Source organism: Shewanella sp. SM32 (assembly GCF_025654235.1).
Classification (GTDB): Bacteria; Pseudomonadota; Gammaproteobacteria; order Enterobacterales; family Shewanellaceae; genus Shewanella; species Shewanella oncorhynchi.
The window spans coordinates 25,268-45,114 of the sequence record NZ_JAKKRO010000031.1; the positions used below are offsets into that span (position 1 = coordinate 25,268).

At 47.3% G+C, this 19,847-nt stretch carries 11 protein-coding genes; 9 read left to right on the forward strand and 2 right to left on the reverse strand.

What is annotated here, in order from left to right:
* Positions 1–36: 36 nt before the first annotated feature.
* The 8 genes from glgB to L5M10_RS13670 all read left to right on the forward strand — a co-directional run bounded on the left by glgB (position 37) and on the right by L5M10_RS13670 (position 16,320).
* A complete protein-coding gene (gene glgB, locus L5M10_RS13635) occupies positions 37–2,268 on the forward strand; it encodes a 1,4-alpha-glucan branching protein GlgB (RefSeq protein WP_263255422.1) in 2,232 nt (743 codons plus the stop codon).
* A 1-nt stretch (position 2,269) separates the two neighbouring features.
* The gene (gene glgX, locus L5M10_RS13640) at positions 2,270–4,465 is read left to right on the forward strand and encodes a glycogen debranching protein GlgX (RefSeq protein WP_263255423.1); all 2,196 of its coding nucleotides are present in this window, start codon (positions 2,270–2,272) and stop codon (positions 4,463–4,465) included.
* Positions 4,466–4,483: 18 nt separating this feature from the next.
* The gene (locus L5M10_RS13645) at positions 4,484–7,018 is read left to right on the forward strand and encodes a glycogen/starch/alpha-glucan phosphorylase (RefSeq protein WP_263255424.1); all 2,535 of its coding nucleotides are present in this window, start codon (positions 4,484–4,486) and stop codon (positions 7,016–7,018) included.
* 246 nt (positions 7,019–7,264) lie between these two features.
* Positions 7,265–8,527 carry a glucose-1-phosphate adenylyltransferase gene (glgC, locus tag L5M10_RS13650; protein WP_006085131.1) on the forward strand — a complete coding sequence of 421 codons (1,263 nt, stop codon included), beginning with the start codon at positions 7,265–7,267 and terminating at the stop codon, positions 8,525–8,527.
* Between the two features lie 103 nt (positions 8,528–8,630).
* Positions 8,631–10,250, forward strand: a complete 1,620-nt coding sequence (locus tag L5M10_RS13655; protein WP_263255425.1) for a glycogen synthase — start codon at positions 8,631–8,633, stop codon at positions 10,248–10,250.
* Between the two features lie 128 nt (positions 10,251–10,378).
* Positions 10,379–13,426: an EAL domain-containing protein gene (locus L5M10_RS13660; RefSeq protein WP_263255426.1), complete on the forward strand. Its 3,048-nt coding sequence runs from the start codon at positions 10,379–10,381 to the stop codon at positions 13,424–13,426.
* A gap of 129 nt (positions 13,427–13,555) precedes the next feature.
* Positions 13,556–14,974: a DEAD/DEAH box helicase gene (locus tag L5M10_RS13665; protein ID WP_263255427.1), complete on the forward strand. Its 1,419-nt coding sequence runs from the start codon at positions 13,556–13,558 to the stop codon at positions 14,972–14,974.
* Between the two features lie 239 nt (positions 14,975–15,213).
* Positions 15,214–16,320, forward strand: a complete 1,107-nt coding sequence (locus L5M10_RS13670) for a CobW family GTP-binding protein (protein ID WP_263255428.1) — start codon at positions 15,214–15,216, stop codon at positions 16,318–16,320.
* A gap of 78 nt (positions 16,321–16,398) precedes the next feature.
* Here L5M10_RS13670 and L5M10_RS13675 read toward each other — a convergent pair whose 3' ends face one another.
* Positions 16,399–17,160, reverse strand: a complete 762-nt coding sequence (locus L5M10_RS13675; RefSeq protein ID WP_263255430.1) for a substrate-binding periplasmic protein — start codon at positions 17,158–17,160, stop codon at positions 16,399–16,401.
* Between the two features lie 384 nt (positions 17,161–17,544).
* On the opposite strand from L5M10_RS13675, the gene L5M10_RS13680 reads away from it, so the two are divergent.
* Positions 17,545–18,069, forward strand: a complete 525-nt coding sequence (locus L5M10_RS13680) for a DUF3087 domain-containing protein (protein ID WP_263200267.1) — start codon at positions 17,545–17,547, stop codon at positions 18,067–18,069.
* A 99-nt stretch (positions 18,070–18,168) separates the two neighbouring features.
* Here L5M10_RS13680 and L5M10_RS13685 read toward each other — a convergent pair whose 3' ends face one another.
* Positions 18,169–19,710, reverse strand: a complete 1,542-nt coding sequence (locus L5M10_RS13685) for an MFS transporter (protein ID WP_263255431.1) — start codon at positions 19,708–19,710, stop codon at positions 18,169–18,171.
* Between the last annotated feature and the right edge of the window lie 137 nt (positions 19,711–19,847).

Here is a 19,847-nt window from a genome sequence, read left to right on the forward strand (position 1 = left end):
ATTTGCAAGTTTAATTGACTGATAAACGGAAGAAAAATGATGACTCAAGCCAATGCCTATTTCTACGATGGTGCCGACGTCGCCCTACTTAATGGTCAATACACTGATGTTTTTTCGCTCTTGGGTATGCACAGTGCCAACGAGGGTAAGGCATTAATTGTTCGTTGTTTTTTTCGCAATGCCCTCAGTGTGGATGTGATCAGCATTAAAGATGGCCGCAAAGTGGCGAGTCTGGACAAGGTCAACGAGCAGGGACTGTTCGCCGGCACTTTGGGACGACGCGTCAAGCCGTTTCTCTACTTGCTACGGGTGGAATATCCCCTGTGTCAGTTAGATATAGTCGACCCTTATCAGTTTAATTCACTGCTCAATAGTGATGATATTTACCTGTTTGGTGAAGGCAGCGCCGAGCGCGCCTATGAATTTTTAGGTGCCAACTGGCGTCAAACCCAAGGCGTCGAAGGTGTGCATTTTTGTGTGTGGGCACCCAATGCTAAGCGGGTGTCTGTGGTGGGAGATTTTAACCATTGGGACGATACTCGCCATGTGATGCGCCAACATATTGCCAATGGTTTATGGGAGCTATTTTTACCCAATGTGGCTGAAGGTGCACACTATAAGTTTGATTTGGTTTATCAAAATGGTGAGCGCCATACTAAATCCGATCCTATGGCAACCCAAATGGAATGCGCGCCCCACAATGCTTCTATCGTGCCCCAAAAAGCTCACCATAGCTGGAATGATACCGCTTGGATGAGTAAGCGAGCGGCGACTGCTTGGCATAAAGCGCCCATGTCGGCCTACGAAGTGCACTTAGGTTCGTGGCGTCGTAAGGGAGAGCAAGGCGAGCAATATCTTGATTATCAAGACTTGATTGAACAGCTTATTCCCTATGTGAAGGAGCAAGGCTTTACCCACATCGAACTGATGCCGATCAGCGAGTTTCCCTTTGATGGTTCGTGGGGATATCAGCCCGTGGGTCTCTATGCACCGACCCACAGATTTGGCGATGCCAATGGGTTAAAAGCCTTTGTGGATGCCTGCCATCAGGCGGGAATTGGTATTATCCTCGATTGGGTGTCGGCGCATTTTCCTAAGGATCCCCACGGCTTAGTGCGTTTCGATGGCACTTGTTTGTATGAGCATGAAGATCCTCGCAAGGGCACACATCCCGATTGGGATACCTTGATTTATAACTATGATCGCGGTGAAGTGCGCAGTTTCTTGTTGAGTAATGCCTGTTACTGGCTGCGGGAGTTTCATTTCGATGGTCTGCGTCTCGATGCCGTGTCTTCTATGTTGTATCTCGATTACAGCCGCGAGCCGGGCCAATGGCTGCCTAATGCCTATGGTGGACGGGAGAATCTCGAGGCCATCAGTTTCTTACAAATTTTGAATCAACGCCTATACCAAGCTTTCCCCGGCATTTGCATGATCGCCGAAGAGTCCACCGCCTTTGCGGGGGTGACTAAACCGACGGATCAGCAAGGTCTCGGCTTTGGCTTTAAATGGAACATGGGCTGGATGAATGACAGCTTAGGCTACTTAGGCCGAGATCCGCTTTACCGCCAATTCCACCATCATCAATTGACCTTCAGTTTGATGTACGCCTATACCGAGCAATTTATGCTGTCCGTGAGTCACGATGAAGTGGTCCATGGTAAGGGCTCGTTGCTGCATAAGATTCCCGGTGATGATTGGCAGAAATTTGCAACTCTGCGTGCCTATTACGGTTTTATGTGGGGGCATCCAGGTAAGAAATTACTCTTTATGGGCTGCGAGTTTGGTCAGCGAAATGAGTGGAACCATAACCAGAGTTTAGATTGGCACTTATTGGCTTACGAGCCGCACCAAGGCGTCCAGCGTTGGCTTAAAGATCTCAATCACTTATATCAAAAAATGCCAGCCTTATCGGTTCAGGATTACGAGGGCGCAGGATTTAGTTGGCTAGATTGTGAGAATAGCCGCGACAGCATCTTTACCTTTGTGCGTTACGGGTTAGTGGGTGATGCGCCGTTAGTGTTTGTCATCAACATGACGCCCCAATTACATACTGGGTTCCGTATTGGTTTGCCTTTGGCGGGGGATTACCGCGAATACCTGAATAGCGATAGCCAGATTTATGGTGGCAGTAATCAAGGTAATGCGGGCACTGTCGTTGCTGAGTCGCTGCCGTGGCAGGGAATGGCGCAGAGCGCGCTGATCACTGTGCCACCCTTGGGCTGCCTAGTCATAGGGCCTGCAACTGGATTGGCTGAGGCGAACTAGCATGCAAAAGCCCACGGCTGATGATATTAAGCTCAACCCTGACGCTAAAAATCAGCCATTTCAAAGCGAAAAATGGGCGTTAGGGGTAGGTGAGCCTTTTCCGCTCGGTGCTAATGTTGAGGGCGATGGCGTCAACTTTGCGTTATTTTCAGCTAACGCCACAGCGGTTGAGTTATGTTTATTTGATGACAATGGCGAGCAAGAAGTCGCGCGTATTGCGTTAACTGAACAAACCCAGCAAATCTGGCATGTGTTTGTGCAAGGGCTTAAGGCGGGGCAACTCTACGGTTATCGCGTTTATGGCTCCTATGAGCCTCTGCTTGGTCACAGATTTAACCCCAATAAATTATTGCTCGACCCCTATGCGCGCCAGCTCGTCGGTGAATATCGCGACCATGAGTCTAACTATGGTTACGAGCTGAACCACATGGATGAAGACTTATCTTTCAGCAAGTTAGATAACGCTGCCTATGTGCCAAAATGCAAGGTCGTGGACATTCGTCCATTAATCGAGATAGCTGCCAAGCAGTCGATTCAGCCCCTTGCGTCGAGGTTTCAGCCCAAACCCCTAGAGCGCAGCATCATTTATGAGATGCATGTTAAAGGCTTTACGGCGGCGCATCCTGAGATTGAACCCCATAAACGTGCCACCTTTGCGGGTTTAGCGACTCAGCCGGCTATCGATTATTTGGCCGAACTTGGGGTGACGTGTGTCGAGTTACTTCCTGTACAGGCCTTTTTCACTGAGCCATTTTTGCTCGAGAAAAAGCTTACTAACTATTGGGGTTACAACAGTATCGGCTTTTTTGCCCCTGAGCCGAGTTATCTATCATCCGACGATATTGGTGAGTTTCGGGCCATGGTGGATGCACTTCACGGCGCAGGTATCGAAGTGATCCTCGATGTGGTCTATAACCACAGCGCCGAGGGGAGTCGACTTGGGCCGACCTTTAGTTTTCGTGGCATAGATAATCTCAGTTATTACCGCCTGCATCCGAATGATAAGCGTTTTTATATTAATGATACGGGTTGTGGAAACACCTTAAATATCAACCATCCACGCATGTTACAGCTCGTACTAGATTCGCTGCGTTATTGGGTAGAAATCATGGGCGTCGATGGGTTTCGCTTCGACTTGGCGGCTTGCTTAGGTCGCGAGGCCTATGGTTTTGATCCCGGCTCAGGTTTCTTCGATGCGCTGTTGCAAGACCCTGTTTTGTGCCGAGTGAAATTGATTGCTGAGCCTTGGGATATTGGCCCAGGTGGTTATCAATTGGGCAATTTCCCCGTGGCTTTTAGCGAATGGAACGACAGATATAGAGACACTATGCGCCGCTTTTGGCGCGGCGATCACAGCATGTTGCCCGAATTTGCTCGGCGTTTTCACGGCTCGGGGGATTTTTTTGAACACAGTGGCCGTCCACCTGCGACCAGTCTTAATTTTTTAACCAGTCACGACGGTTTTACCCTTAAAGACTTAGTGAGTTATACCCAGCGCCATAACTTGGCAAATGGGGAGGATAACCGCGACGGTCACCAAGAAAACTTCAGCCATCATTATGGGATTGAAGGGGAAACCGAAGATAGCGCAATTCTGGCACTTCGCAGTCGTCAACAACGTAACTTATTGACTACGCTATTTTTATCTCAAGGTGTGCCTATGTTGTTGAGCGGTGATGAGACAGGCCGCACTCAGCAAGGCAACAATAATGCCTATTGCCAAGACAATGAACTGAACTGGTTTGATTGGTCGGCAAAGGGCATGGACACTGAGTTGTTGGCCTTTACTCAACAGCTTATTGCCCTGCGGAAACGTTTCCCGCTGTTATGTGCTAAGCGCTTCATTCACGAACAGTTATTGGCTGAATCCTTAGCCGATATTGGTACTCGATTAGATTGGTTTAGTCGCCAAGGTGAACAAATGACCAAGAGCTTGTGGACCGAATCTATGTGCCGCAGTTTGTCTGTGGTGCTTTCCGGTGATTTAGAAGATCAAGGCAAGCAGCAAGCTTTGCTGTTGATGGTTAATGCCGACGACAACCCTCTCGCTTTTACCCTGCCGACTTTCGAGCACTTGAGTCTGTGGCAATGCCTTATTCATACCCAAACTGAGCCGCTGGATGTTCAGATCTCTGCGACGCGATACTTACTGCAAGATCGTAGTCTCATGCTTTTTCATGCTGATTTGATTTTATAGGAAATGAAGGAATTAACTATGAGTGACAAAAGCGAGCTGAGCCCCAATACCAGCGAAAAACCAGTAACACTAGTTCAGTCAAAAGCCGCGAGCAAGAAGGCTCCCGCTAAGCGTCAGACTAAGTCTAAAGCCGCTGAGCCCTGTGAACCCTGCGATGCTTTGCCCGCTTCCTTTGAGCGCCATTTACGTTATGGACTCAGCCGTGGCGAAGGCGTGAGCTGCGAATTATTTCAAGCGTTAGCTTACAGCGTGAAAGAACAGATGCTAGATAATTGGCGTCAGACTCGAGTGGATGACAGCCATTTTAAGCGCAAGCAAGTGGCGTATTTATCCCTCGAATTTTTGATGGGCAGGGCGCTAGGTAATGCACTGCTGAGTTTAGATTTACAGCAAGATAGCCGTGATGCCTTGAGCAACTATGCCGTATCGCTAGAAGAGTTAGAAGAAGCCGAACATGATGCCGGTTTAGGTAACGGCGGTTTAGGTCGATTGGCGGCGTGCTTCCTCGATAGCTGCGCCAGTATGGACTTATCCGTGACGGGTTATGGCATACGTTACGAATATGGCATGTTCGCCCAGAAGATAGTCGACGGTTATCAGGTTGAGCGTCCCGACCGTTGGCTGCGCGAAGGTAATCCGTGGGAAGTGCGTGTCCCTACCCACAACGTGATTGTACCATTTTTTGGTCATACCGAATCCTATGTCGATAAACAAGGCCGTCGGCACATTATTTGGGTTGAAACCCAAGATGTGCTTGCCGTCGCCTATGACATGCCAGTTCCCGGTTATCGCAATGGGCGGGTAAATACCCTGAGATTGTGGAAGGCTGAAGCGACCGATGATTTTGATTTAGCTGAGTTTAACCAAGGCGACTATACGGAAGCCGTGGCCCGTAAAAACTTGGCCGAGCAGATCACTATGGTGCTCTATCCTAATGATGCGAGCGAGAACGGCAAAGAGCTGCGATTACGTCAGCAATACTTTTTATCCTCCGCTAGCTTGCAGGATTTACTCAAACGTTGGGTGAGTCGTCATGGTCATGATTTTACGCAGTTTGCCGCTAAAAATGTCATGCAGTTGAATGACACTCACCCTAGCATTGCCGTGCCTGAGTTGATGCGGTTATTGATCGACGAATACGGTTTGGAATGGGACAGTGCATGGGCGATTACCAGTCAGACCATGGCTTATACTAACCATACCCTGTTGCCTGAAGCACTAGAGCGTTGGCCCGTGCGTATGATGGCGCAAATGCTGCCACGCATCTTAGAAATTATTTATGAAATCAACGCCCGTTACTTAGATATAGTCGCCCACCATTGGCCAGGAAATAGTGAGAAATTGGCGAGTATGTCAATTATTCAAGATGGTCCACATCCCCATGTGCGTATGGCGTATTTGGCGATTGTGGCGAGTTTCTCGGTCAACGGTGTCGCGGGTTTACACACGCAACTACTCAAATCTGGGTTGTTTAAGGATTTCTATGAGTTGTGGCCGCATAAGTTTAATAACCGCACTAATGGTGTGACGCCAAGGCGTTGGCTTGCCCATTGTAACCCTGCCTTAGCTAAGTTACTGACTGCCCATTTAGGTCAAGAATGGGTGACAGACTTAAGCCAGTTAACGGCGCTCAATGCTCTCACACAGGACAAGGCGTTTATCCAAAAATGGCGTGATGTGAAGCAAGCCAACAAGGCTTTGCTGGCTAAGATGATTGTTAAGGAATGTGGGGTTGAGTTCGATCCGGCTATGCTGTTTGACGTGCAAGTGAAGCGTATTCACGAATATAAACGTCAGTTACTCAATATCTTGCATGTGATTCATCTCTATCATCAGATCCAGCAAGGCCACACCGAAAACATGGTGCCACGTTGTGTATTGATCGGCGGTAAAGCGGCGCCCGGTTACTTTATGGCTAAGTTGATCATCAAGCTCGCCAGCAATGTTGCTCATATGGTCAATTCCGATCCTATGGTGACGCCTTACCTACGCTTTGCTTTCTTACCAAACTACAACGTCAGCGCCATGGAAAAAATCTGTCCGGGGACTGACTTGTCCGAGCAAATTTCAACCGCGGGCAAAGAGGCATCGGGCACGGGCAATATGAAGTTCATGATGAACGGCGCCCTGACAATCGGCACTATGGATGGCGCCAATATCGAGATGTTAGAGGAAGTGGGTTCTGAGAACTTCTTCCTGTTTGGACTCAATGCGGAGCAGGTCTCGCAGGTACGTAGTCACTATCATCCGCGCAGTATTATTGATGATTCACCGGCGTTATCTGAGGTGATGAAGTTACTCAAAAGTGGTCACTTCAATCTGCTTGAGCCGGGGATTTTCGATCCCATTATTGCCGCCATCGAAAGTAGCGACGATCAATGGATGACGGCCGCCGACTTTGACAGTTACCGAGTCGTGCAAGAAGCCGTGGCGCGAGCCTATAAAGATCCGCAGGTGTGGACGCAGATGAGTATTCGCAATACCGCCGCCAGTGGGCGTTTTTCGAGTGATGTGACGATCGCGGGTTATCGCGATGAAATTTGGAAACTGTAGGGGTTGGGCTCTGGGTTATAAGTCTCTTGTTATAGCGGATGAGTATATACCCAAACAACCTGAAGATGCAGGACTCTTATCTTCAGGTTGCTTGGATATAAAGGTTAAGTGTTTGAAAGGAATGCAGAAATCAATGGAAGGAATGGGGAGTGCAAGTGAGAAATACTCAGGGGGAGTACGGCAGTGTCTGCCGTATCGATAAGCCATTTATGGGCAATCAGTTTGCCGATTTCGGAGTAAGAGCCTATGTCTAATGTTCGTTATATCAGTAATTTAACTCGTGAAACCTATGCGTTGATTTTAGCTGGTGGGCGCGGGTCTCGCTTGCATGAACTCACGGATTGGCGTGCTAAACCTGCACTGTATTTCGGTGGTAAGTTTCGTATTATCGATTTCCCGCTCTCAAATTGTATCAACTCGGGTATTCGTCGTGTCGGGGTTGTGACTCAGTACAAGTCGCATTCTTTGATCCGCCATGTGATGCGCGGTTGGGGTCATTTTAAGAAGGAGCTGGGCGAGTCGGTGGAGATTTTACCCGCTTCACAACGCTATTCGGAAAACTGGTACCAAGGCACGGCCGATGCGGTATTTCAAAATATCGATATCATTCGCCACGAGCTGCCTAAATACGTGATGGTGTTGTCTGGCGATCACGTGTATCGCATGGATTATGCTGGGTTATTAGCCGCCCATGCCGAGTCGGGTGCAGATATGACAGTCTCTTGCCTTGAAGTGCCGATTGCCGAAGCTGCGGGTTCGTTTGGGGTGATGGAAGTCGATGAAGAGATGCGCATTTTAGGCTTTGAAGAAAAGCCGCTGCAACCTAAGCATTCTCCGGGTAATCCTGAAATGTGTTTAGCGTCTATGGGCAACTATGTGTTTAACACAGAGTTTTTGTTTGACCAGCTCAAGAAAGATGCCTTAAACGAAAGCTCAGATCGCGATTTTGGTAAGGATATTATTCCTGCGATCATCGAAAAACATAATGTGTTCGCCTATCCCTTTAAGAGTGCTTTCCCAAATGAGCAAGCCTATTGGCGCGATGTGGGTACGCTAGATTCTTTCTGGCAAGCGAATATGGAACTGTTATCGCCCACGCCAGCACTGAATTTGTACGATGCGAAATGGCCAATTTGGACCTTCCAAGAACAATTGCCACCCGCTAAATTTGTGTTTGATGACGATGACAGACGTGGTATGGCGTTGGACTCGATTGTTTCGGGCGGTTGTATTATTTCGGGGGCGACAGTGCGCCGTAGCGTATTGTTTAACGAAGTACGCGTTTGTTCTTATTCGTTGGTTGAAGATTCAGTAGTGCTACCCGATGTAGTCGTGCTGCGCCATTGCAAAATCAAGAATGCGATACTCGACCGTGGCTGCATTATTCCCGAAGGCATGGTAATAGGTTATAACCATGATCACGACAGAGCCAAAGGCTTTAGGGTGTCCGAAAAAGGCGTGACTTTAGTGACCCGTGACATGCTAGGTTTGCCTGTAGGCTATGAATAGTGCTTTGATCATTAAAGTAAATTGATCATTAAAGTAAAAATGACTTAGGTATAGGCAGCTTAATAAAAGCTGCACAGTTGAAGTAGCGGGAGTATCCAATTAATTGAAACAACGCATTTTGATGGTCGCGGCTGAAAACGGTGCCCTTGCGGGCGCCAAGGTTGGCGGTATGGCGGATGTCATCCGTGATTTACCCGCCGCTCTGGCGGGTGTTGATTTGTGCGCCGATGTGATCATGCCAAGCTATGGCTTTTTAACTGCGGTAGCGAATCACTCCCAAGATCTTGGCGAGTTAACTGTGTCCTTTGGCGGCCGATTGGAGCGAGTGCATTTGTTTGCCATGCCCCATCCCCATGTACCAGAGGCGATGATTTATTTGCTCGAACATGCATTATGGCAATCCGTACCTGGGCAGATTTATAGCCAAGGCAGTGCCGAGCGTCCTTTCGCCGACGATGCGACTAAGTTTGCCTTCCTTTGCGCGAGCGTCGCGACAGCATTAGTTACTGGCCGAGTGCCTATGCCGACTGTGCTGCATTTACATGACTGGCATGCGGGCTGCTTAGCCATGTTAAGAGCATTCGTGTCTGAGTTCAGTGTTCTCAAAGAAATTGAGTGTGTGTTCTCTATCCACAATCTTGCGCTGCAGGGGATACGTCCCTTAAGCCAAGACTCATCCTCCTTTGCGGCTTGGTTTCCCGAGCTGTTTGCCACTTTGACGCAGGGGCAAAAACAGTTAATTACTGATCCCCGTTATCCTTACTGTGTTAACCCTATGCGCATGGGCATAGTGCTGAGCGACAAAGTGCATTTAGTCTCACCCAGTTATGCCAAGGAAGTGTTGCAGCCCTCCAGACCCGAAGCGGGATTTTTTGGTGGTGAAGGGTTAGAGCAAGACTTACAGGCCAAGGCCAATGACGGCAAAGTGGTGGGGATTTTAAATGGCTGTGTGTATTCGTCAGTATCGGATTTACCCGCTAAGCCACCTGCGCGTATTCAAGTACCCGAGTTCAAGCAATTGCTCAGTGCGATTGAAACTGCGTTAGTGCAATGGCAGGGGCATCAAACGCAAGTGAGTGGCGTGGACATGATTGCTTTTGCCCGCACTCAAGCCCATTGGCGTCAAGCGATGGCGGAGCAAGTACCGAGTCTGTTATTGACTTCGGTGGGCCGCTTGACCGATCAAAAAGTATTATTGCTGCGCCATCAATTACCCTCGGGTTTATCTGTGCTTGAAACCTTACTTAAAGCATTGAAGCAAACAAAACCGACGGCGCTGCTGATTTTACTCGGCAGTGGCGATGCATTGATTGCTAAGTCTTTCCAAGCGTTAGGGGCTAAATACGATAACCTATTATTTTTGCAGGGATACAACGAGGCGTTATCCGAAGCGCTGTATCAGCATGGCGATCTGTTTTTGATGCCAAGTTCCTTTGAGCCCTGTGGCATCAGTCAAATGTTGGCCATGCGCGCGGGACAGCCATGTTTAGTGCATAGTGTAGGCGGTTTAAAGGATACCGTTGAGGATGGCGTTAATGGTTTTGCTTTTAACGGCAATAGCTTAAATGAGCAAGCCGAAGCATTTTTGCAAAGGTTGATGCAAGCCATTGCTTGTTTCGAGGGAAAAACATGGCCACAAGTGCGTGCTGCGGCCATGGCACAGCGTTTTGACTGGCATTCTATTGCAGAGCAATATCGTCAACAACTCTATTGCAAAATGTAATGTGGTAAGTCCAAAGTGTGATGCGGCAAAGGGAATTAACGCATGATTTCTAAGTGATTCTGCTACACTTGTGGGGGAATGTTAAAATGGTATCAAGCCCCCTCATTTTTGGAGTCGCTCTCTGAGTTATGGATAAAGGTATTCTCTTTCCGTTAGTACAAAATGCGGCTTTATTGCTGGCGTTGGTCTTTTTGTACGACGTGATCCCTAAAAAACACCAGCGGCAGTATTTCTTGCTGTGGCGCATCATTATTGGGATGCTCATTGGTGGTATTGGTATCACCATCATGAGCACGCCTTGGATATATCAACCGGGCGTTTTTTTCGATACCCGTTCGGTTATTCTCTGTATTTCTGGTCTATTTTTCGGTGGTTTACCGACCTTGGTTGCTGTCGTGATGACGGCGCTGTATCGCATCAGTATCGGTGGCGCTGGTATATGGATTGGCGTCGGCGTGATAGTGTCATCCGGTTTAATCGGGGTGATCTGGCGTCAATATCGTAAGTCTCTGTTAGCCAATATTTCAGGTGGAGAAATTTTTCTCTTTGCCTATACCGTTCATATCGTGATGTTGTTGTGGTTCTTATTTCTACCCGATGGCATAGCAATGCCATTACTCGCCAAAGTGACCCTCCCAGTATTGACCATTTTCCCGATTGCGACTTGGCTATTGAGCCGCTTGTTATCGCGACGTTTTGAATTAGAGCGTGATGAACAAATTCGTCTGCAGGATGATTTCCTTTTTCGGAGCCAATTCAACGCGGGCAATATTGGTATTGCAATAACGGGGATAGATCAAAAGTGGATAAAGGTGAATCCACGATTATGTCAAATGCTCAAGTATTCAGAAGCTGAATTGCTACGGATGACGTGGGCACAAATTACTCATCCCGATGATTTAGAAGCGGATGCCCTGAAATTTGAGCTTATGCTACGGGGGGATATCGATAATTACGAGATGGATAAACGTTTTATCGTTAAAGACGGTAGCGTGGTTTACACCCATATGACAGTCGCCTGTAAGCGCGGTGGTAATAATGCCGTGTTGCTTGTTATTGCTGGATATTTAGATATCACCTCACAGGCCATTGCCGACCAAGAGGTGCTCGCTAGCCGTGAGCAACTCGAACTGGTGTTAAGCAGTAGCGATCTTGGGGTGTGGGATTGGGATATTCGTCATGATCGTATCGAACGTAACGCCCGCAGCGCCGATATTCTAGGCTGCGATGTTGATATGCTCAACGCTAATAGTCGCCAATGGATGGATGCGATAGTCGCCGAAGACAGGCCTAAAGTGCTGCATTCGATTGAGGCCCATATTCGTGGCGAAACGGCGCAACATAAGATGGAGTACCGCTTAAATACCGTAAACCGTAAGGTGCGGTGGATCCTTGATACAGGTAAAGTCGTGAGCAGAGATGCAAACAACAATGCTCTGCGTATGTGTGGAACCTATACCGATATTACCGACGCAAAACTTATCGAAGAATCCTTAAAGTTGTCGGCACTGGTTTACGATAACAGCTCTGAAGCCATGAGTGTCCTCGATGAAAAGGGCGTGATTATTACAGTCAACGCCGCCTTTAGTGTGATGACGGGTTATCGCGAATTTGAAGTGCGGGACCAACATATTCGGCTGCTTTATTGTGACCTCAATGGCCGTGATTTTTACACCAAAATGAATAATGATATCCGCGAGAAAGGCCAATGGCAGGGGGAAATGTGGCAGCGGCGCAAAAATGGCGAAGAATATGTCATCTGGTTAACCATCAATACGATTAATGATAAAGAAGGCCATCCCTATCGACGTGTTGCCCTGTTCTCAGACATTACCGATAAGAAGCAAAATGAACATCTGATTTGGAAACAGGCTAACTACGATACGCTGACGGGGTTGCCTAATCGGCGCATGTTATTGGAGTATTTAAGCAGTGAAGTGAAAAATGCCGACCGCAATCGCAACCATTTTGCTTTATTGTTCTTGGATTTAGATTTCTTTAAAGAAGTGAATGACACCTTAGGCCATGCTATGGGCGATTTACTGCTGATAGAAACCGCGAGTCGTTTGAAATCCTGTGTGCGTGATGCCGACGTCGTGGCGCGTCTTGGCGGCGATGAATTTACTGTGGTGTTAAGTTCGATGGAAGACCATAAGGGGATTGAGCGCGTCGCTGAGAATATTTTGCGACGAATTGCCGAACCCTATGTGTTAGGGGAAGAAACCGCTTATATCAGCGTCAGTATTGGGATTACTTTGTATCCCGATGACTCTACCAGTATTGAAGGGCTTCTCAAGCATGCGGATCAGGCTATGTATGCGGCGAAAGATCAAGGGCGTAATCGCTTCAACTATTTCACCCCATCGATGCAGGAATACGCCAAATACCGCATGCGCTTGATCCAAGACTTACGTCAAGCGGTCGTGAATAAAGAATTTGAACTGCATTATCAGCCGATTGTTGCCTTAGCAACGGGTGAAGTGACCAAGGCTGAAGCCTTGATCCGCTGGCATCATGCAGAGCGTGGTGCTGTGTCGCCTGCTGAGTTTATTCCTGTGGCGGAAGACACCGGCTTGATTGTTGAAATCGGCAATTGGGTATTCGAGCAAGCCGCTCGCCAGAGTGCGGCGTGGCGTCATGAATTAGGGGTTGAAATCCAAATCAGCGTCAATAAATCCCCAATTCAATTTCGTGATGAAGGCACGCTGCTCAATGATTGGTTGAAGTTATTGCAAGATCTTAATATCACAGGCGCGGGCGTGTGCGTTGAAATTACCGAAGGCCTGTTATTGGACGCCAGTATGGGCGTGACCGAAAAACTACTGGCCTACCGCGATGCGGGCGTGCAAGTGTCGCTGGACGATTTTGGTACTGGCTACTCGTCACTCGCCTATTTGAAAAAGTTTGATATCGATTATCTTAAAATTGATCAATCTTTTACCCGCCATATTGATACCGATTCAAACGATCAAATTCTCTGTGAGGCGATAATCGTGATGGCCCACAAGTTGGGAATGAAGGTGATTGCCGAAGGTGTCGAAACCGAGGCGCAGTGCCAAGTGTTGTTGGCTGCAGGTTGTGACTACGGCCAAGGTTACTTGTTCTCAAGACCTGTGCCTGCGGGTGAATTTAGCCAAAAATACTTACAGGATCCGCTTTTAGTCTCCCATGTCTGAGGAGATATTAACTTAGTGGCGATAATTGCCTATAAAAACGCCGCGGATTTTGCTAGACTCCGCGGCCCCGCGTTGGGGCATTGAGTATCACCTCGCATCAAAGTTTTACTACTTAGCTAAAGAGTCCCTATGAAATTTGAAACACTCGGTTTATCTTCTCCTATTTTGAATGCGATAACTGAGTGTGGCTATCAGCAACTCACTCAAGTGCAAGAGAAAGTGATCCCGCTTGCCTTTGAAGGCAAAGACATTATGGCCTGCGCCCAAACGGGTACAGGTAAGACGGCTTCCTTTGCTCTGCCTGTACTTGAAAAGTTGGCGGCTGAGTCTTTAACAAGCGACAGCAATGATAAACCGATTTTACGCGCGTTGGTGATGACGCCAACCCGCGAACTTGCGATTCAAGTCTGCGAAAATATCCAAAAATACAGCCAGTTCCTACCACTGAAAACCTTAGCGGTTTACGGTGGCGCCAACATGAATCCCCAGCGTAAAGGGGTAGAGCAGGGCGTTGATATTTTGGTGGCAACTCCTGGTCGTTTATTCGACATTATTGGCCAATTCCAGTTAGATTTGTCGAGCGTTACCACATTAGTGATCGACGAAGCCGACCGTATGTTAGACATGGGTTTTGTGCGCGACATTGAAAAAGTGAAACGCTTAATTGCGCCGCAGCATCAAACCATGTTGTTTTCAGCGACCTATAGCGATGCCGTCAAACAACTCGCCGAGAAAATGCTGAATGAACCTCAGTGGGTGAATGTTGCTGACACGACTACCGCATCCACAGTTGTGCAGGAAGTCTATCGAGTTGATAAACGTCGCAAAGCCGAGCTGTTGTCAGAACTCGTTGGCCGCAACAATTGGCGCCAAGTGCTGGTGTTTGCCAGCACGAAAGAAAGCGCCGAGCATTTATTACAAGAATTAAAGCTTGATGGCATAGCCGCAGGTGTATTCCACGGCGATAAAACACAAGGCGCCCGTAATCGGGTGTTGGAAGAGTTTAAAGCCGGTAAATTGCGGGTGCTGGTGGCGACCGATGTGGCCGCTCGTGGTTTAGACATTCATGCCTTGCCTATGGTGATCAACCTTGAATTACCTTTCCTCGCCGAAGACTATATCCATCGTATTGGTCGTACTGGCCGAGCTGGATTAACGGGTCGCGCGATTTCGTTCGTTTCACCTTCTGACGATGAAATGCTCGCTGAAATTGAAGCCTTGATTGAGCAGAAACTGCCCGTGTCGGTACAACCGGGTTATGAAGAAGGCACGCCTTTGCCTGCCCGTTACCGTGATGCGCCCGCAGCACCGATTAAGCCTATTGGAAAGTGGAGCCATAAGGCGCCGCAGGATCGCACTATTGGTCAGTCTCGTCAGGGTAAGTACGCGAAAGGTAAAGCGCAGGACAGCAAAACCGGTGGCGAGAAATCCTCTAGCCGTGCTAAGTCAGCTTCTGGCTCAGGTAAGCCGTTTAATGCGACTAAACCTAAGTCGAATTTGGTGAGCAATAAGTCAGGTTTTGGCTCTCGCACCAATAAGTCAAAATAGGCTAAGTCAAAATAAACTAAACCCAACAATCAAGGCTAATAGTGCAAAGTGCCTATTAGCTTAGCAGTTTGATGGTTACCTAGTTTGTTGATTTGACTGTTGAATAGTCAGTTGCATATTTTGCTACATAGCCTGTCGCTATTCTAAAAGCGCATCCTCACCGATGCGCTTTTTGTTGAGCTTCAAAGCCAATACTTCTACACTCGAGCGCCAAGCTTTCTATTCGAGCGAGTTTCCTTATGATTATCAAAGCGATTCCCACCAATATCATTACAGGTTTTTTAGGTGTAGGTAAAACCTCTCTGATTAAGCAATTGCTGGCGACTAAACCCGCGGATGAAATTTGGGCAGTACTGGTCAATGAATTTGGTGAGGTCGGCATTGATGCGGGGTTACTGAATTCCTCCGATAACGGCATACAAATTCGTGAGGTTGCGGGTGGCTGTATGTGCTGCGCAGCAGGCGTTCCGACACAAGTGGCCATCAATCAGTTGATTGCGAAAGCGAAACCTGACCGCTTATTGATTGAACCGACTGGGCTTGGGCATCCTAATGAAATCATTAAAGTACTGAGTGCGCCCCATTATCAGAATGTGATTTCACTGCGTAGCACCCTATGTTTGGTGGACGCGCGTAAGATCCACGATCCTCGCTATCGCGAACATGCAAATTTTATCCAACAGTTGCAAGTGGCCGATGTGATCATCGCAACTAAGTCTGACTTGTATGATGCTGAAAATACTAAGTTACTCTATGAATTGCAGACTTATTTAAGCCATATTGAACGTACTGATATTCCTGTAGTGAGCCACTCAAATCAACAGCCTTTACCTAGCGCTTTGCTGGACTATCTTAACCAACCAAGGCGCGTGTCACTCAATATAAATGGGCATGCTAGCGCGGGCCTAAAGCTGGGCAGCCTACCGAAGACAGCCCCAAGCTTGTTTCGTGCTGGTGGTTCTCGCTTGAGTGAGTTGAGCCTCTTTGCCGAAGGTGCAATCGAAGCCGCACTTGATTTTGATGATCGCGGTATAGTGCGAAAGCAGAATCAAGGTGAAGGTTGTTTTAGCTGCGGATGGGTGTTTGAACCGAGTCAAGAATTTGATTTTGATAAATTAATGGATTTTATTCAGCGGCAAGCTCAGTCATCCAACGTTGGGCAAGTGTTGCTTAGATTAAAGGCCGTGATGATCACTACTGATGGAATTGCGGGATTTAACTGGATTGACCATGAGTTTACTGTAGTTGAACTCGATGACACCTTAGATTCCAGACTAGAAATGATTACCATGGCCGACGTCAATTGGGATGAGATTGAGCTGCAGTTGATTGCTTGTCTTAGCTAACTGAGTTCCCCATCACTCTTTATTACAGGTGTGAGTATCGCCAAGAGGGTCAGATTTAACGGGAATAATAAGGTTGGATCAGTAAGGCAAGGTCACGCGGTATTTTTGGCCGAGTGTCGTGAGTGTGCCATTTTGGATCATCTCCTCGAAGAAGCTGTCAAAACGAGTTCTTAGCGGATCAAATTTAGCTTGTTTCGGAAAAGCCATAAAGCCGTCTCGCACATCGATTATCGGCATGATTGGCGTAATTGCTTTAGGGATTTTGATTTGGGCGAGCACTGCATTGGTATTGCGACTATTGGTGGCGAGTAAATCTAAATCACCCCACGAAAGCCGTTCTATGCCACTTTTAATATCGACAAATTCATTGATATTTAATGATTTAGTTTGTTCAGTAAACCTTGTGCCATAACTCCAGCCCTGCATTTTTCCAATCCGTTGCGTTTTAATACTGGCATAGTCGCCATTCCACACTATTTCATTGTCTGCCCGAGCATAAAACACCATATCATCGCGGTAAAATGCCTTCGCCGCAAAAACCAAGTTGGCATTACGCTCTGGGGTATCGTAGGGACCTATAAGAATATCCGCTTGGCCACGTTCAACCATAGAGATAGCGCGGCGCCATGGGGTAATTTGATAGTGAATGTTCACACTTTGCTGCTGGGCGAAGCGATTCAAAATATCGACACCTAAGCCTGTATATTCTCCATTGGCTTGTAGTTCAAAAATTTGACTGAAACTCGAACCCACTGCGAGCAGGTCTTTGGCCTGTGCAGTCAAGCAAAGGCTGCTGAGCGCCAAAAGGACGACTTGTGCAAAGCCTTTGCTGAGTATCATGGCATTCCTTGTGTGGTTTGAATGCGGGAGGTTAGAACACTGTCTCTCGTAAAAGCGGCGATATCGTTATGCAATTCACTAGGGTTAAGGTTAGCAAATTTTACCCAGATTTGATTGCACGTTAACATTTTAATGTTTTGAAATAAATGGAAGATTAATCGTAAGGGCATTAAGCCGTTGATCTTCAATCGATACATCATCCTATCCCTCAGCCAGCTTAGTTACGCTTAAAGGTTTCAGTTTGTATCATTCACTGATGGGGTGGAGAAATGTATTTTCCTTATGCGTTTAAATCAGTTAAGGCCGAATAAAGGGGATTGCGGTATGCTCTGCCATTCATTGATTTATACCCCAATGCTGGGCGGTTTATTTGAGCGGGATGTTATGAAGCTGCAGGAAATAGATAAAACCTTGTATCGTAAAAATATGAATTTATTCATTGTGATTCTAGTTGTTAGCTTAGTCGTGTTATCGCTGATTTTTGGTACTGGACTCATTGCGCTGTTTGGGGCGACGCCTGTGCCAGGTGAGCCTACAGGTAATTTCCATTTGAATCTCTTAGGCGTGATTTTCAGTCTGGGTCTGTGTAGCGCCGTGATTTACAACTTAAAAGACCGACCTTTTTTCAGTGAAATTTATTATGTGTGGCAATTGAAGCAGCTCCATAATCGTATCTATCGCAAGTTGATAAAGATTAAAGCCGCTGCGGCGCAAAATGATGTGAATGCTTTGATTATACTGCTGTTTTATTACACGAGTTTAAGGCAAGTGTATGAGCTCGATGACAATACGCTGACCTTGCCGGCGCTGACTCAAGATCTCAATCGTCTGAATGCGCAAATCGAGAGCTTAGGCCTATTGCTTTCGCCTGAACAATTTACGCCTGAACTGCTGACGCGTCCTTTCTGATACTGATGAGGCAAGATGAGGATCGCTCCTCACCTTGCCATATCTAGCCCTTATCTTGTCTTTGTCGTCCTTGCCCAAAATGAGGTCAGCGAGTGTCACTTAGGCGGCTTGCTGGGCTCTTTGTAGTGTGAGTAACCACTTACCATAGATGTAAATTCCTACCGCTGAGATAGTCCCTATGGCGGCGATGATGTACCACGCCATGCCAATGTTATGGCTGTGGTATAGCAGTTGGGTGAGATCGTGTGCGTTTTCACCTGTGTAACTCACCAAAGTGGTAAAGGCTTCACCTTGGGGAATGGCGCTGATCTCAGTGCTGTTCATGCCGCGCTCTAGCAATAAATCCCGCGAAAACAATTCCTTTGATGCATAAATCTCGTAGAGTTTAGGGCCAAAGTAGCCTTCTAATCCCCAGCCGATCCCTTGGGGCAACATCACAAATCCCAAGTACATGGCTTTTTTACCTTCGGGAGCAATATTACCCATAAACTCGTTTTTCTTCGGGCTAATCATCATTTCGCCAATGGAGAACATGGCTATCGCGAATACGATAAACCATGCCGCATGGAAAGCACCGATAAACACAAAAGCTAAAATACTCAGCAAACAACCAATAAACATAGCGGTAGTAATACGGTATTTAGCCGTCAGCGCCGCAACGATAAAACAGCAAGTCATAATCAGGCCCGCATTGAGGTTTAACATGCCTTCGGGCATCACCTTAGTGCCTTCGTTATTGAGGCCAAGCCAAAATTGTAGAATGCCGTTACTGGTGCCTTCGCTGCCAAAGAGGGAGGTGACGATTACGCTGGTATCGACCCATTCGGAAATATGGATAGGCAGCACATCGAATAGGGCATTGAACAAGAACCAAAATCCTGAAAAAACGAGCATATAGTAGATCACAATCGGCTTTTTCAGCTCGCGCCAAGCATCACGCCACAGGGATTCTTGTTCGACTTCACCCGATTTTATTTGCTTATTGCGTTCCAGTCGCTCGGCTTTACCTGGCTCGGTATAGGTGAGTAAGAATAAGAAGTTGAGTGAGATAATTGCGGCGCAGGCGAAAAATACATTGTCCCACGACAATTGGCGCATATGCACAGCAACTAAAGGCCCGAGGAAACCGCCAATGTTTACAACTTGGTAAAAAATGCCCCAAGCCATTGAAGTGTTATTGCGATTAGTGGACAGCACTAAGGTGCCTTGAATGCCCGGTTTAAATATCCCTGTGCCTATGCCAAGGAGTAATGCACCGACAAGGAAGCCCCAAAAGCTGGGGAAGAATGCCATGACGAGATAGCCAAAGATTTTAATGATGGTGGAGCCGAAGATGGTTTCTTTGTAGCCCACTCGGTCAGACATGCCACCAGTGAACACGGGCACAAAGGTTTGCATGATCGCCCAGAGGGAAATAATAATGCCGTAGTCACTTAGGCTGATCCCAAGGCCGCCCGCAGACTCTGGCGCTTTAGCGTACAGTCCAGCACTGGCTTTAACACCGTAGTAGGCGATACGCTCGACTAACTCCATACCACCAACTAACCAAAACACATAACCTAGGCTAGTAATGGAGGCCCACATGCCGAGCTGTTTGACTTCTCGCAGATCGTTGCCTGCATTTGGACTATTCTGACTCATGTCCTTCCCTTATTATTGTTATTGAATTTATTTCTGTTTAACCCATTAATTATCAAAAACTTAAATTTATAAAGTTAATGATTTCATCTTGCTTAAATACGTTAATGGGCTTGCTTGAACGGATACTTTACCTAATT

Bases quoted from the DNA above. Each gene is read 5' to 3' on its own strand.
- glgB (WP_263255422.1), top strand. From the start codon at position 37: ATGATGACTCAAGCCAATGCCTATTTCTACGATGGTGCCGACGTCGCC.
- glgX (WP_263255423.1), top strand. From the start codon at position 2,270: ATGCAAAAGCCCACGGCTGATGATATTAAGCTCAACCCTGACGCTAAA.
- L5M10_RS13645 (WP_263255424.1), top strand. From the start codon at position 4,484: ATGAGTGACAAAAGCGAGCTGAGCCCCAATACCAGCGAAAAACCAGTA.
- glgC (WP_006085131.1), top strand. From the start codon at position 7,265: ATGTCTAATGTTCGTTATATCAGTAATTTAACTCGTGAAACCTATGCG.
- L5M10_RS13660 (WP_263255426.1), top strand. From the start codon at position 10,379: ATGGATAAAGGTATTCTCTTTCCGTTAGTACAAAATGCGGCTTTATTG.
- L5M10_RS13665 (WP_263255427.1), top strand. From the start codon at position 13,556: ATGAAATTTGAAACACTCGGTTTATCTTCTCCTATTTTGAATGCGATA.
- L5M10_RS13670 (WP_263255428.1), top strand. From the start codon at position 15,214: ATGATTATCAAAGCGATTCCCACCAATATCATTACAGGTTTTTTAGGT.
- L5M10_RS13675 (WP_263255430.1), bottom strand. From the start codon at position 17,160: ATGATACTCAGCAAAGGCTTTGCACAAGTCGTCCTTTTGGCGCTCAGC.
- L5M10_RS13680 (WP_263200267.1), top strand. From the start codon at position 17,545: ATGAAGCTGCAGGAAATAGATAAAACCTTGTATCGTAAAAATATGAAT.
- L5M10_RS13685 (WP_263255431.1), bottom strand. From the start codon at position 19,710: ATGAGTCAGAATAGTCCAAATGCAGGCAACGATCTGCGAGAAGTCAAA.